This is a genomic window from Yimella radicis (genome assembly GCF_054778255.1).
This window is the reverse complement of sequence record NZ_BAAGZR010000009.1, coordinates 272,164-286,936: the sequence shown is the minus strand read 5'-3', so window position 1 is coordinate 286,936 and position 14,773 is coordinate 272,164. Positions and strand designations below refer to the sequence as shown.

The following is a 14,773-nucleotide window of genomic DNA, read 5'->3' as shown; positions in this document are numbered from 1 at the left end:
GACCGGTGGCTCCGGCCGCTCCAGGCCGCGTCTTCCGGTCCAGCTCGGTCTGGGACACCCGCGTCGTCGCGCTCGCGCGTTGCTGGTCGCGTTCGCGATGATCTTCACCGTGTTCGCCGCTCAGTTGCTGCGGGTTCAGGGTCTCGACGCAGCCTCGGTGTCGCAGCAGGCTTTCTCCGAACGCGCCAATCGGGTGACGATTCCCGCCATGCGAGGCGAGGTGGTGGATGCCGACGGCATCACGCTGGCCAGGTCTGTCGAACGACGCAACATCACCGCCGACCCGTTGGCCGCTTCGACCTGGGTCAAGCGTGACCGGCAGCCTGACGGCAGCGTGAAGAAGACGAAGATGGGACTCAAGGGCGCCGCGGAGGCGATCGCGGCGATCGTCGGTGCCGATCCCGCAGCCCTCAGCTCCTCCTTGCAGCGTGCCGAGACGCAGAATCGGCGTTTCCTTTACCTGGTCAAGGACGTCTCGCCGCAGCAGTGGACGCAGGTCAGCGATCTGCGCATCCCCGGCATCTTCAGCGAACGAACGGTCAAGCGCGAGTACCCGCAGGGCACATCGGTCGCGCCGCTCGTCGGGTGGGTGGGAGCCGACGGCAGCCCCGGCGGTGGCATCGAGGCGATGCAGAACCGCCGACTCAACGGCAAGCCGGGCACGCATGTGTACGAACGCGCGGCCGACGGCACCGTGATCGCGACCGCCGACAATTCCGACACGCCTGCCGTCGACGGCAAGCCGGTGCAACTCACGATCAACAACGACCTGCAGTGGACGGCGCAGAACCTCATCGCCGCACAGGTGAAGAGCACCAAGTCGCTGTCGGGTGAGGCTGTCGTGACCGACGTCAAGGGCAACATCGTCGCGGTCGCCAGTTATCCCAGCTTCGACAACAACCAGATCGCCTCGGCCAAGGGTTCACTGCTGTCGCGCCCATTCGCCGACGCCTACGAGCCGGGTTCGACCAGCAAGGTGATCACGATGGCTGCTGCGCTCGAAGAAGGCAAGGTGACCCCGCAGTCGGTGTTCACCGTGCCCTACCAGTTGGAGCGTGCCGACCAGAAGTTCAAGGACTCCCATCCGCACCCCACCGAGCAGTACACGACGGCGGGGATCCTCGCCGACTCCTCCAACACCGGCACGATCCAGGTCGGGGAGAAGTTGTCGCCGCAGGTGCTGCGGGGCTACATGAACAAGTTCGGTCTCGGCGTTCCGACCGGAGTCCGATTCCCCGGAGAGAGTTCCGGGTATGTTCCGCCGGTCGACAAGTGGAAGGGTCCCACGCGGTACACCGTGATGTTCGGGCAGGGCGTCAGCGGTAACTCCATGCAGCAGGTCTCGGTGTTCCAGACGATCGCGAACGGCGGCGTCCGCGAGCCGCTCAAGCTGGTGAAGGGTGTCGGCGACGGATCCGGTGGCTACACGGCTGCGCAGGACGACCGGGTCGCCGTTCAGGTCGTGTCGCCGAAGGTCGCCGGTGAAGTCAGCCGGATGCTGCAGTCCGTCGTCGGCGAGGGGGGCACCGCGCCGAAGGCGGCGGTTCCGGGGTACAACGTCGCGGGCAAGACCGGTACCGCAGAGCGGTACGACGAGAAGACCCGCCGCTACGCCGGTTACACGGCCTCGTTCATCGGGTTCGCGCCGGCGGAGAAGCCGCAGTACATCGTGTCGGTGACCCTGCAGCGTCCGCAGGCGGTGAGTATCTACGGCGGTGAGATCGCCGCCCCGGTGTTCTCCCAGTTGATGCAGGCCGCGCTGCGTCACGGTCGCGTTCCACCCAGCAGTAGCAAGCCGACCCTGTACGACCTGAAGTACGTCCCACCGAAGAGCGAGAAGCAATGATCACAATGACCCTGCGCCAGATCGCCGACGCGGTCGGCGGACGGTTGGAGCCGGCAGACGCAGGCGATGTCCGGGTCGATGGCGCGGTGATCTCCGACTCACGTCTGGCCGAGCCGGGAAGCCTGTACGTCGCACGCGTCGGTGAGTTCGCCGATGGCCACGACTTCGCTTCCGCGGCAGCCGAATCGGGCGCGGTCGCGACTCTGGGCAGCCGGGCGATCGAGGGCATGCCGACGGTCGTCGTCGACGACGTACAGACCGCGTTCGGCGTCCTCGCACGAGCCGTCGTCGATCGTGCCGATGACCTGCGGATCGTCGGCATCACCGGCAGCTCGGGCAAGACGTCCACCAAGGACCTTCTCGGTCAGGTGCTGTCACCGCTGGCGGAGTCGGTCGTCCCCGAGGGTTCGTTCAACTCCGAGATGGGGGTGCCGCTCACCGTGTGCCGCGTCAGCACGGGTACCCGCTACCTCGTCGCGGAGATGGGCGCCGACGGTGTGGGGCACATCGCCTACCTCACCCGGATCGCACCGCCGCAGGTCGGCATCGTGCTCAATGTCGGACGCGCCCACGTGGGGGAGTTCGGATCGGTGGAGGCGATCGCGCAGACCAAGGGTGAGCTCGTCGAGGCGCTCCCTGCAGACGGTCTGACCGTCCTGAACGCCGACGACCCGCGCGTCGCCGCGATGAAGAGCCGCAGCATGGCCCCGGTCCTGCTGGTCGGTACTGGTGAGGACGCCGACCTGCGTGCCGTCGACGTCGAACTCGACGACAAGTCGCGTGCCTCGTACACACTCGTCGGCGACGGTGAGCCGCGTCGAATCCGGTTGGGACTGTTCGGGGTACACCACGTCGGCAACTCACTCGCGGTCTACGCGGCCGCCCGCCATCTGGGTGTGGACGCCGACCACATCGTGTCCGTGTTCGAGAACGCCGCCGCGGTCAGCCGCTGGCGGATGGAAGTGCACGAGCTCGGCAACGGCGTCACGATCGTCAACGACGCCTACAACGCCAATCCTGACTCGATGGCTGCGGCCCTGCGCGCGCTGTCCACGATGACGGCCTGCGGTCGCAAGGTCGCGGTACTGGGTCAGATGCTCGAACTCGGCGAATCATCGGCCGAAGAACACGCCGGTGTGGGACGCAAGGCGGCCGAGTTCGGCGTCGACCTGCTGATCACCGTCGGTGCCGGCGCGGACGCGATCGGCAGCGCCGCGCAGGCCGCAGGGGTGGAGTGCAAACACGTCGACGACGTCGACGCCGCGTTCCAGTTGCTCACCGGTACGTTGAAGCCGGGCGACATCGCCCTGCTGAAATCAAGCCGTGACTCCGGACTGCGCTACCTTGGCGACCGGCTCGTGGACACGGACGGAAAGGGTGCCAGGGCGTGAAGGCCATCTTGATCGGTGCGTTGATCGCACTCGCCACCGGCCTGGTCGGCACTCCGGCGTTCATCAAGTTCCTCGTCCGTAAGGGCTACGGACAGTTCATCCGTGACGACGGTCCCACGACGCACCACACCAAGCGCGGCACGCCCACGATGGGTGGCGCCGTCATCATCGTCGGTTGTGTGCTCGGGTACTTCCTGGCGCACCTCGTGTTGTGGACGCCGCCGACCGTCTCCGGACTGCTGGTGATGTACCTGATCGTCGGCCTCGGCGCGGTCGGGTTCGCCGATGACTGGATCAAGATCAGCAACCAGCGTTCACTCGGGTTGCGGGCCTGGCAGAAGCTGGTCGCGCAGACCTTCGTCGGCGTCTCCTTCGCGCTGTTGGCCCTCAACTTCCCCGACACCGGCGGACGTACTCCGGCCAGTTACAAGGTGTCCTTCGTGCGCGACACCTGGTTCGACCTGGCGTTCGCCGGCACCGGCGTCGGCATGGTGCTGTTCGTGCTCTGGGCGAACCTCATCATCGCGGGCACCTCCAACGGCACCAACCTGACCGACGGTCTCGACGGACTGCTCACCGGCGCGAGCGTGATGGTGTTCGCCGCCTACGTGCTGATCTCGATCTGGCAGTTCAACCAGAACTGCGAAACGATCGGCAGCAACAAGTGTTACGACGTCCGCGACCCGCACGACCTTGCCCTGGTGGCGGCCTGCGTGATGGGTGCCTGCTTCGGATTCCTGTGGTGGAACGCCACCCCCGCGAAGATCTTCATGGGCGACACCGGCTCGCTCGCGCTCGGCGGGGCGCTGGCCGGTCTGGCGATCATGACCCGCACCGAGCTGCTCGTCGTGATTCTCGCCGGGCTGTTCGTGCTGGAGACCCTGTCGGTGATCATCCAGGTCGGGTCGTTCAAGTCCCGCGGCAAACGCGTGTTCCGGATGGCGCCGTTGCATCACCACTTCGAGATGGTCGGGTGGAACGAGGTCACGGTCGTGATCCGGTTCTGGATCATCGCCGGGCTCTGCGTGGCACTCGGACTCGGACTGTTCTACGCCGAATGGGTTGCCGGATGACCGGCGACCAGCTCTGGCCGGTCGACCCTTCGTACGAACCCCGCGGGGGCGAGCGTGACCTCACGCATCGCGACGCCGATTGGTCCGGCCTTGACATCGTCGTGATGGGCCTCGGCCTGTCGGGTTACGCCGCCGCCGATGCGCTGCTGAAACGCGGTGCGAAGGTCACGGTCCTGTCGACCGACGAGTCCGGGACCGTGCAGGAGCGCGCCAAGATCCTGGAGATCCTCGGTGCCGAGATCCGCTGGGGAAACGAGCATCAGCAACAGGTACCGGCAGGCACCGACCTGATCGTCACCTCGCCCGGCGTCCGACCGGATCACCCGTTCATGCGGTCCGCCGCAGCGGGCGGCGTCCCCGTCTGGGGCGAGGTCGAACTCGCCTGGCGGATGCGACCGCGACAGAGTGCGGCGCCATGGCTGACGATCACCGGTACCAACGGCAAGACCACCGCGGTGACCATGCTCGAACAGATCCTGCGCTCCGCCGGTCTACGGGCCACCGCGGCCGGCAATGTCGGGCTGCCGATCCTCGAAGCAGTTCTGCATCCGCAGCCCTACGAGGTGCTCGCCGTCGAACTGTCGACCTTCCAGTTGCATTGGTCGCGCAGCATCTCCCCGTATGCATCCTGCCTGCTCAACGTCGCTCCCGACCACATCGACTGGCACGGGTCCTTCGAGAAGTACCGCAGGCAGAAAGGCCGCATCTTCGACCGCACCCAGGTCGCGTGCGTCTACAACGTCGACGACCCCACCACCGAGAAGCTCGTGGAGGACGCCGATGTCGTGGAGGGTTGCCGCGCCGTCGGATTCACCCTCAAGACGCCGCACCCCTCGATGCTGGGGGTCGTGGACGATGTGCTTGCTGACCGCGCCTTCGTCGAGGACCGAGCCCACCAGGCCGCCGAACTGTGTCAGCGCAAGGACCTCGGACGCGATGGCAAGCCGCCGGCGCCGCACTACGTCTCGGACGCTCTCGCCGCAGCCGCCCTGGCGCGTGCGTATGGCGTTCGACCGCTGGCCGTGCGTGACGGACTACGCGCCTATCAGCCGCAGCCACACCGGATGGCGAACGTCCTGACCCGTGGTGACGTGCGCTTCGTCGACGACTCCAAGGCCACCAACCCGCCTGCCGCCGAGGCCGCGATGCGTGCCTTCGATTCGATCGTGTGGGTCGCCGGTGGTCAGCTCAAGGGAGCCGATGTCGATGCCCTTGTGGCCGACAACGCCTCTCGGCTGCGCGCTGCCGTGCTCATCGGCGCCGACCGGGAACAGATCGCGCAGGCAATCAGGCGACACGCACCGGATGTTCCGGTGGTCGTGCTCGATCGCACCGACACTGAGGTCATGGACGAAGCTGTGCGCCGTGCTGCCGACCTGGCATACCCGGGCGACGTCGTCCTGCTCTCGCCGGCTGCGGCGTCGCTCGACATGTTCGCCTCGTACGGTGCCCGCGGCGAAGCCTTCGCCGCCGCTGCACGCACGCTGGCGAACACCGACTGAGCGATGACCGCCCACTCACCGGCTGGCACCGGGCGCTTCGACCTGCGTGCCACGCTGCAGCGGATGGAGTCGCCGACGGCCCCGTACTACCTGCTGCTCGGCGCGACCAGCGGACTGACCGTGCTCGGTCTGATCATGGTGCTGTCCGCCTCGAGCGTCACCTCCTACCAACAGTCCGGCTCCTCGTTCACCGTCTTCAAGAGCCAGGCGATGTTCGCGGTGATCGGTGTGATCGGCGCCGTGGTGGCCGCGCGGATGCCGATGAAGGTCTGGCGGCACCTGGGCTGGCCGACCTTCCTGCTCGCCATGGCGCTGCAACTCCTGGTGTTCAGCCCGTTGGGTGTCAGCGTCATGGGCAATACCAACTGGATCGAGGTCGCCGGTTTCCGGATGCAGCCGTCGGAGTTCGGCAAGATCTCTCTGGTGCTGTTGGCTGCAGGCGTGCTGACGATGAAGCGCAAGCGGCTGGCGGAATTCAAGCACGTGGTGATCCCGTTGATCTTCCCGTGCGGCCTGGGCTTCATGGCACTGGTGATGGGTGGTCACGACCTCGGCACGACCTTGGTGCTGGCCGCGATCCTCGGTTCGGTGCTCTTCGTCGCCGGAATCAAACTGCGGATCTTCGGCATCAGCCTCGCCGTCGCCGCTGCGACGGCCACCGTGTTGGTATGGACCTCCGGCAACCGTATGGGCCGGATCAGCACCTGGCTCGGCGGCTGCTCCGAGGGTGCCCTCCAGGACGGCTGCTGGCAGCCGGTGCACGGCAAGTACGCCCTCGCCGACGGTGGCTGGTGGGGAGTCGGCCTGGGCGCCAGCCGAGAGAAGTGGGGTTGGATGGCCGAGGCCCACAACGACTTCATCTTCGCCATCCTCGGCGAGGAACTCGGCCTGCCCGGCACGTTGACCGTGCTGTGCCTCTACCTGGCCATCGGTTACGCCTGCTACCGCCTGATCTCAACCAGCAAGGACTTCTTCGTCCGCTTGGCGACCACCGGCGTGATGGCGTGGATCCTGGTGCAGGCAACGATCAACATGGCCTCCGTGTTGGGACTGCTGCCGGTTATCGGTGTGCCGTTGCCGCTGGTTTCATCCGGTGGCTCCCAGTTGGTCACCAGCCTGTTCGCGCTCGGCATGGTGATGTCGTTCGCTCGCAACGAACCCGAATGCAAGGCGGCACTCGCCCAACGCCCGAAGCTGGTAGGCCGCACCCGGGCGATCCTGCCCACCGGCCGACGCGGAAGATGATCCCATGACGATCGAACGAGTTGTCCTGGCCGGCGGTGGAACCGCCGGCCATGTGTCGCCCCTGCTGGCCACCGCGGACGCGCTGCGTGCCCGCCACCCACAGGTCGAGATTTCAGTGCTCGGCAGCGAAGGTGGGCTGGAAGAAGACCTCGTGCCCGCGCGCGGCTACGACCTGACCCTCATCCCGAAGGTAGCGTTCCCTCGTCGTCCGAACGGTGCTGCCGTCCGTTTCCCGGGTAGCTTCCGCAAGGCCGTCAAGCGCACCCGCAATCTGCTCGACGAACGCGACGCCCAGGTGGTCATCGGTTTCGGCGGACACGTCAGCACGCCGGCCTATCTTGCTGCCCGCGGACGCAGGACGCCCTTCGTCATCCATGAGCAGAACGCCCGTCCGGGCCTGGCCAACAAGCTCGGTGCCCGGATGACGCCGTACGTCGCCACCACCTTCTCCAGCACTCCGTTGCCCGGCGCCGAGGTCATCGGACTGCCGCTGCGCCGGGAGATCACCGAACTCGATCGCTCGGCACTGCGAGGTCAGGCTCGTGAGACGTTCGGGCTGGACGCCGAACGGCCGACGCTGTTGGTCACCGGCGGATCGCTGGGTGCCCTCTCGTTGAACGAAGCCGTGTGGGGTGCGCGCGACGCCCTCGCCGAAGCCGGCGTCCAGGTTCTTCACCTCACGGGGCGTGGCAAGGGCTTCGACGCCGCGGAGGCGAAGGCGCCGTACACCGTGCTCGAATATGCCGACCGGATGGACCTCTGTTACGCAGCCGCCGACCTGGTCGTCACCAGGTCCGGTGCGGGAATGGTCTGCGAGACGAGCGCGGTGGGACTGCCGTCGGTGTACGTCCCGCTGCCGATCGGCAACGGTGAGCAGAAGCTGAATGCCGCCGACACCGTCGCCGCCGGGGGAGCGCTGCTCATCGACAACGACGATTTCACCCGCTCGTGGGTCGAGAGCGAACTGGTCGGACTCGTCACGGACGCAGATCGGCTCTCGATCATGAGTGCGGCCATGCGGGAACAGCAGCACGCCGGCGCCGCGGACGCGTTGGTCGACCTCGCCGAGCGTGCGATCGCCGAGTCGGTGGAGGAGAACAGGTGAGCAACGGCGTCAACGAGCGATTCGACTTCGACGCGCCGCTCCCGGCACTCGACGAGGTTCACCGCGTGCATTTCATCGCCGTCGGCGGCTCGGGCATGTCCGGAGTCGCACGGCTGATGCGTGCTCGCGGGTTGGAGGTCAGCGGCTCGGACAATGCCGAGGTGCCGGTGCTGGACAAACTCGCGGCCGAAGGAATTGGGGTCACGATCGGCTACGAGGCCGCCACGGCTGCTGCGTTGCCCGACGGAACGCTGGTCGTGGTGTCGTCCGCGATCAAGGAGGACAACCCCGAACTGTCCGAGGTCCGTCGACGCGGCCTGCCGGTGTTGCACCGTTCGCAGGGTCTGGCGTTGGTGCTCGAGGCTCGATCCGCGTTGGCCGTCGCAGGGGCGAACGGCAAGACCAGCACGTCCGGTATCGCCACGGCAGCGCTGCGCGACCTCGGGCGTGACCCGTCGTTCGCGATCGGTGCCGAGGTTCTCGGTGTCGGAGCGAATTCAGGAATCGGAGCAGGGCAAGAGTTCGTCGTCGAGGCCGATGAGAGCGACGGATCGTTCGTCGTCTACCACCCGCGCGTCGCGATCATCACCAGCGTCAAGGACGACCACCTCGACTTCTACGGCACCACTGAGCGGCTGGTCGAGGCGTACCGCGCCTTCGCCCTCACCACGGATCCGGACGGCCTCATCGTGTGCTGTGCAGACGATCCGGGCAGCGCGGATCTTGCTCGCTGGGCCCGGGACCACGGACGCACGGTGCTCACCTACGGCACGCAGGAGGGCGCGGACGTCCGGATCGAGAAGCTCGCGGAGCAGGGCTGGTCGGCCGGCTGCCTTCTGTGGGATATCGCGGGAAACGCGCATAACCTTCAACTCAACGTTCCGGGTTTTCACAACCTTGAGAACGCCGCCGGCGTGGTCGCTGCGTTGGTGTACGGGTTCGGTGTCGACCCGGTTGATGCGGTCGCTTCGGTGGCGGCATTCCGGGGCACGTCGCGCCGGTGCGAACTCAAGGGTGAGATCGGCGGCATTCGCGTCGTCGACGACTACGCCCACAACCAGGGAAAGCTCGCGGCGGCCGTGCGCACCGGTCGGCATCTGCGTGGCGACGGCCGACTGATCGTCGTCTTCCAGCCGCACCTGTACAGCCGTACTCGCGACCAGGCGATCGGTATGGCCGAGGCGCTCGACGGTGCTGACGTCGTGCTGCTGATGAACATCTACGGGGCTCGCGAGCAGCCGGTCGAGGGTGTGACGAGTGATCTCATCGCCCAGGCCATGCGTCGTCCCTGCACCCGGACGCACTCGGCTCAGGAGACGGTCGACCTCGTCGTCACCACGGCGCGTCCGGGCGACCTCGTCCTCACGGTGGGTGCCGGGGACGTCACCGCACTCGGACCGCAGATCCTGGAGCGTTTGGCCGAGTCAACGTCAAGTCGAACTTGACAGTCGCGGCGGGCCAGGAGAACGCGTAACATGCGGCGCAAGTACCTTGGGTTGCCCGTGGCATGACGTCGCCCAACGACTGAAGACCATAGATCTCGACAGGAAGGCCAACGTTCGTGGCATCTCCGCAGAATTACCTCGCAGTCATCAAGGTCGTCGGCATCGGCGGCGGCGGGGTGAACGCCGTGAACCGGATGATCGAACAGGGGCTCAAGGGCGTCGAGTTCATCGCGATCAACACCGACGCGCAGGCATTGCTCATGTGCGACGCCGACGTGAAACTCGAGGTCGGTCGTGAGCTGACCCGCGGGCTCGGCGCGGGCGCCGACCCCGAGGTCGGTCGCAAGGCCGCCGAGGACCACCAGGAAGAGATCGAAGAGGTCCTCAAGGGTGCCGACATGGTCTTCGTGACCGCAGGCGAAGGTGGTGGCACCGGTACCGGTGGTGCACCGGTCGTCGCGAAGATCGCCAAGAACCTCGGCGCGCTCACCATCGGTGTGGTCACCCGCCCGTTCACCTTCGAAGGACGCCGCCGAGCGGGTCAGGCCGATCTCGGCATCAACGCGCTGCGTGACGAGGTCGACACCCTCATCGTCATCCCGAACGACCGACTGCTGTCGATCAGCGACCGCAACGTATCGATGCTCGACGCCTTCCGCAGCGCCGACCAGGTGTTGCTGTCCGGTGTCCAGGGCATCACCGACCTGATCACGACCCCGGGTCTGATCAACCTCGACTTCGCCGACGTGAAGTCGGTCATGCAGGGCGCGGGCTCCGCGCTGATGGGAATCGGTTCGGCCCGCGGCGAGGACCGTGCGGTCCAGGCCGCCGAGTTCGCGATCTCCAGCCCGCTGCTCGAAGCCAGCATCGACGGCGCGCAGGGCGTGCTGCTGTCGGTCCAGGGTGGTAGCGACCTGGGTCTGTTCGAGATCAACGAGGCGGCACGCCTGGTGCAGGAAGCCGCTCACCCGGAGGCCAACATCATCTTCGGTGCGGTCATCGACGACGCCCTCGGCGACGAGGTGCGCGTCACCGTCATCGCGGCCGGCTTCGACGGTGGTGCTCCTCAGAAGCGCACCGACGACCGTGCGCTCGGTCAGATCCAGGGTTCGCCGCAGCGGCAGGCTCCGGGACAGGTGAGCCAGCAGGGCGGGCAGCAGAACGCGCAGCAGTCGGGCCAGCAGTCGGGTCAGCAGGGCGGTCAGCGGGTGCAGTCACCCGCCGAGGCGGCCGGCACGACCCCGGCGGGTCAGCAGTCCGGCGGCGCGCAGCAGGGCGGACAGCGTCCCCAGTTCGGCCAGGGTGGCCAGCAGGGCGGAGCCAACTCGGTCCAGCAGCGTGACGGTCAGCAGTCGGGTCAGCAGTCGGGTCAGCAGGGTGGAGGGCAGGGCCCGGATGGTCAGGGTCGCCAGCAGCCCGGTCACGTCCAGCAGTCCTCGACCTCGCGTCCGCCGCGTGAGGTGACGTTCGACGACGGTGACGACGACCTGGACGTTCCCGACTTCCTGAAGTGATCACCGCCATTGTTCTGGTGGCGTGAACGACGCGAGGTCGGCGACTGGTTCGTCGACCTCGCGTTCACTGATGTCGCCGGCGGCGTGAGCACCGGCGGATGGAGTTCGCTGAACCTCGCAGGACACGTCGGTGACGACGCGGATGCCGTGGCGACCAATCGCGCTCGAGTGGCCGACGCCCTCGAGCTACCGGCATCCGCCCTGAACTTCATGGTGCAGGTTCACGGCGCGGATGTTGCGGTGCTGCCGTGCGACCCCGCGCCGAGCGCAGACGCCCAGATCGGCGCCGACTTCGACCAAGCGCTCGTCGTGCTCGTGGCCGACTGCACCCCGGTGTTGCTGTACGCCACCGATCGCCCGCTTGTCGCGGCGGTGCACGCCGGGCGTCCGGGCATGGTTGCGGGAGTCGTTCCGAACACCGTGCAGAAGATGCGTTCGCTCGGGGCCGCCGATCTGCGCGCCGTCGTCGGACCGTCGGTGTGCGGGCGTTGCTACGAAGTGCCGGACGAGATGAGAAGCGTTGCAGCGCAGCAGTTCCCGGCGAGTCATGCGGTGAGTTGGTCGGGCACCGCCGCGATCGATGTCGCCGGTGGCGTGGTCTCGCAGTTGCACGATCTGGGGGTGGCCCTCGACTGGGTGCCAGGGTGCACCCGTGAGGAGCAGAATCTGTTCTCCCACCGCCGTGACCACGGAGCCGGCCGCTTTGCCGGCGTGGTCGCGCTGCGCAGGAACGCCGCATGAGCCGCTCGGCGGAACTCCGCGACAACCTGACGACGGTGCAGCGGCGCATCGCCGGTGCCGCACGGTCGGTCGGTCGCGACCCGGGCGAGGTGGACCTCGTCGTCATCACCAAGTACTTCCCGGTCGACGACGTCCGTCGATTGATCGATCTGGGCGTTCAGCACGTCGGTGAGAACAAGGATCAGGAGGCCTCGCAGAAGCTGGCCGACCTGTCGGCTGCGGAACGTGAAAGCGTGCGCGTCCATTTCGTCGGGCAGTTGCAGTCGAACAAGGCCGGCCACGTGTCGGCGTATGCCGACGTCGTCCAGTCGGTCGACCGCGCGAAGATCGTGGACGCGCTGGCCAAGGGCGCAGCCCGCCACGAACGCGATGTGGACGTCATGTTGCAGGTCGACCTCGATGGCACCGACCCCGGACGCGGGGGAGTCCTGGTCGACGATCTGCTCGATCTGGCGCAGTCGGTCGCCGATGCCGACCGCCTGACCCTGCGTGGGGTCATGGCCGTCGCGCCCCGCGGCGGCGACGCCGGAGATGCATTTGCCCGGCTCGCTGAACTCGCCGGCACGGTGCAGGCGGTGCACCCGGGGGCAGACTGCATCTCCGCGGGTATGAGCGCTGACCTCGAAGCCGCGATCGAGCACGGCGCGACACACGTCCGGGTCGGCAGCGCGATTCTTGGGCCACGCCCGAGCCTCTGACCTGCCCGGCCGGGACCTGCGCCGGGCGCATGCGAAGTCGTGTCCGCGTGTCGCAGTAGGTAATCCACGGCATCGGTGCGCCGCGCCGGTAGCGTCAGCCGCGACCACACCGGACGACCCAGCGGCTCACCGCTTCAAGGAGCATCTGATGGCAGGCGCACTGCGCAAGACCATGGCGTACCTCGGACTCGCCGAGGAAGACCGTCGCTACAAGGACGAATACGACGAGTACGGCCACGAAAACCACGACGGCTACGACGACTACTCCGACTCGGGTTTCGACGTCGAGCACGAGCCCGAGGTCGAGACGCAGCCTGCTGCGGTCACTCCTTTGCGTAAGAACATCGCTGCGGTCGCGGCGCACCCCAAGGCAGGCGACATGAGCCGTATCAACGCGATCCACCCGCGCACCTACAACGAGGCGAAGGAGATCGGTGAAAGCTTCCGCAACGGAATCCCGGTCATCATGAACCTCTCCGACATGGACGACACCGACGCCAAGCGCTTGGTCGACTTCGCCGCCGGTCTGGTCTTCGGTCTGCACGGCACCATCGAGCGCGTGACGGCGAAGGTCTTCCTGCTGTCGCCGTCGGGCGTCGAGGTGGCCACCACGGGCAGCGACGCCAAGGCCTCGCGCGGTCTGTTCAACCAGAGCTGAGATGATGATGTGGCGGGCCTTGTCCGGGGCTCGCCGCAATCGTCTGGAGTGGTAAGTGGAACAGCTGAGATCCGTACTCGCGACGATTCTGTACCTGTACTTCATCGTCCTGCTGGCTCGGCTGGTGTTCGACTGGATCCAGGTCTTCGCCCGTGAGTGGCGTCCCAAGGGTCCGGTGCTGGTGGTCGCCGAGGGCGTCTACACCCTGACCGACCCGCCGCTCAAGGCGTTGCGCAAGGTCATTCCGCCGCTGCGTCTGGGGCAGGTGCGGCTCGACCTCGCATTCCTGGTCCTCATGCTGAGTGTGAGTTTGCTGCTCAGTGTCATAAGCTGACCGGCGACGTAATTTCGATCGTCGGTTCGTCGTGCCGTCCCGCGTGCGCACGTATCGACCTGATGGGCCCCAAGAGGTGACCACATGGCGTTGACGCCTGAGGACGTAGTCAAGAAGGAATTCACCAAGCCGAAGGGCTTCGGTAAGAGCGGCTATGACGAGATTCAGGTGGACGACTTCCTCGACGAGATCGTCGTCGAGTTGCGCCGGCTGAACGCCGAGAACGAAGACCTCGCAGCCCAATTGGCCGACTGCCGTCGTTCCACCGGTCGCCCGGCGAATCTCGGTAAGAGCGATTCCGCGACGTCGGTCCCGGCCGCGTCCACCGATGCGCCGACGCAGGCGACTCCGGTCGTCACCCCGGCCTCATCCGCTCCGTCGCAGGACTCGCAGGCAGCGGCGGCGAAGGTCGCCGACGCCGAGCGTGGGCTCAAGGATGTCGAGGGCCGTCTGAAGACCGCCCGGGAACAGCTCGCCGAGGCGCAGCGCGACACCCAGGCCGAGCAGAAGAAGCTGCAGGAGTTGCGGGCACAGGTCGCGCAGGCCGAGCAGGAGCTGAAGGACGCCAAGGACCGCGCCGCTCAGGCGCCTGCCGCCGCTGCCGCACCGCAGCAGCCCGACGGTGGCGCTCACGGTTTCGCCGGTGGCGCAGCGGGTGGAGCCGCCGGCGTCATCGCGCTGGCCCAGAAGCTGCACGACGAGCACGTGCGCGAGGGGGAGACCACGCGCGACAAGCTCATCAGCGACGCCAAGAACCACCACGACAAGGTGGTCGGCGAGGCCAACGCCAAGCGCGATGACCTGATCAAGACCGGTCAGCGCAAGTACGACGAGTTCATCTCCACCGGTCAGGCCAAGCACGACGAACTGGTCTCCGCGGGTCAGGCCAAGCACGACGACCTGATCAAGACCGGCCAGGCACGCCATGACGAACTGATCAACACCGGTCAGACCCGTCACGACGACCTGATCAAGACCGCGACCGACGAGCGCACTTCAGTGCTGACCGATCTCGGTTCACAGCGCGACGGTCTGAACGCGAAGATTGAATCGCTGCGCGGGTTCGAGAGCGACTACCGCAGCAAGCTGCGCGGCTACATCGAGGGTCAGCTCGACCAGCTCAAGACCGTCGGCCTCGACGACGTCAAGGGCAACAAACAGGGCTGATTGGTCCTCCGTCCGTCGAGGGGCAGCCACTCCACGTCGGAGTGGCTGCCTGTT

The 14,773-nt window shown here is 67.0% G+C and carries 13 protein-coding genes; all 13 read left to right on the top strand.

The genetic code is table 11. The annotated features are described in order from the left end of the window. The first annotated feature begins 79 nt into the window (after window positions 1-79). The 13 genes from ACYU8W_RS08495 (at window position 80) to ACYU8W_RS08435 (ending at window position 14,719) form a co-directional block, all read left to right on the top strand. Window positions 80-1,846, top strand: a complete 1,767-nt coding sequence (locus tag ACYU8W_RS08495; protein WP_499468254.1) for a peptidoglycan D,D-transpeptidase FtsI family protein — start codon at window positions 80-82, stop codon at window positions 1,844-1,846. Then, on the top strand, window positions 1,843-3,237 hold the full coding sequence (locus tag ACYU8W_RS08490) for a UDP-N-acetylmuramoyl-tripeptide--D-alanyl-D-alanine ligase (RefSeq protein WP_499468252.1): 1,395 nt from the start codon (window positions 1,843-1,845) through the stop codon (window positions 3,235-3,237). Before ACYU8W_RS08495 ends, ACYU8W_RS08490 begins: the two co-directional genes overlap by 4 nt. Then, window positions 3,234-4,310, top strand: a complete 1,077-nt coding sequence (gene mraY, locus ACYU8W_RS08485) for a phospho-N-acetylmuramoyl-pentapeptide-transferase (protein ID WP_499468250.1) — start codon at window positions 3,234-3,236, stop codon at window positions 4,308-4,310. The genes ACYU8W_RS08490 and mraY overlap by 4 nt, the downstream gene beginning before the upstream one ends. Next, window positions 4,307-5,812 (top strand): UDP-N-acetylmuramoyl-L-alanine--D-glutamate ligase, encoded by a 1,506-nt coding sequence (gene murD, locus ACYU8W_RS08480; protein ID WP_499468248.1) that lies wholly within the window; start codon window positions 4,307-4,309, stop codon window positions 5,810-5,812. Before mraY ends, murD begins: the two co-directional genes overlap by 4 nt. Before the next feature lie 3 nt (window positions 5,813-5,815). Next, window positions 5,816-7,057, top strand: a complete 1,242-nt coding sequence (gene ftsW / locus ACYU8W_RS08475) for a putative lipid II flippase FtsW (RefSeq protein ID WP_499468246.1) — start codon at window positions 5,816-5,818, stop codon at window positions 7,055-7,057. Between the two features lie 4 nt (window positions 7,058-7,061). Then, entirely contained in the window at window positions 7,062-8,162 is a 1,101-nt protein-coding gene (murG, locus tag ACYU8W_RS08470) for an undecaprenyldiphospho-muramoylpentapeptide beta-N-acetylglucosaminyltransferase (RefSeq protein WP_499468244.1), read from the top strand. Beyond that, window positions 8,159-9,607 carry a UDP-N-acetylmuramate--L-alanine ligase gene (gene murC / locus ACYU8W_RS08465; RefSeq protein ID WP_499468242.1) on the top strand — a complete coding sequence of 483 codons (1,449 nt, stop codon included), beginning with the start codon at window positions 8,159-8,161 and terminating at the stop codon, window positions 9,605-9,607. The genes murG and murC overlap by 4 nt, the downstream gene beginning before the upstream one ends. Window positions 9,608-9,723: 116 nt before the next feature. After that, window positions 9,724-11,121: a cell division protein FtsZ gene (gene ftsZ / locus ACYU8W_RS08460; protein WP_499468240.1), complete on the top strand. Its 1,398-nt coding sequence runs from the start codon at window positions 9,724-9,726 to the stop codon at window positions 11,119-11,121. A gap of 9 nt (window positions 11,122-11,130) precedes the next feature. Then, window positions 11,131-11,862, top strand: coding sequence for a peptidoglycan editing factor PgeF (gene pgeF / locus ACYU8W_RS08455; protein ID WP_499468238.1), 732 nt, complete (start codon window positions 11,131-11,133; stop codon window positions 11,860-11,862). Further along, window positions 11,859-12,560: a YggS family pyridoxal phosphate-dependent enzyme gene (locus tag ACYU8W_RS08450; RefSeq protein ID WP_499468236.1), complete on the top strand. Its 702-nt coding sequence runs from the start codon at window positions 11,859-11,861 to the stop codon at window positions 12,558-12,560. The genes pgeF and ACYU8W_RS08450 overlap by 4 nt, the downstream gene beginning before the upstream one ends. 148 nt (window positions 12,561-12,708) lie before the next feature. Next, window positions 12,709-13,218 carry a cell division protein SepF gene (locus ACYU8W_RS08445; protein ID WP_499468234.1) on the top strand — a complete coding sequence of 170 codons (510 nt, stop codon included), beginning with the start codon at window positions 12,709-12,711 and terminating at the stop codon, window positions 13,216-13,218. A gap of 55 nt (window positions 13,219-13,273) precedes the next feature. Beyond that, complete coding sequence (locus ACYU8W_RS08440; RefSeq protein ID WP_499468232.1) at window positions 13,274-13,552, top strand: YggT family protein; 279 nt, start codon at window positions 13,274-13,276, stop codon at window positions 13,550-13,552. A gap of 84 nt (window positions 13,553-13,636) precedes the next feature. Beyond that, a complete protein-coding gene (locus tag ACYU8W_RS08435; RefSeq protein ID WP_499468230.1) occupies window positions 13,637-14,719 on the top strand; it encodes a DivIVA domain-containing protein in 1,083 nt (360 codons plus the stop codon). Window positions 14,720-14,773 lie beyond the last annotated feature (54 nt).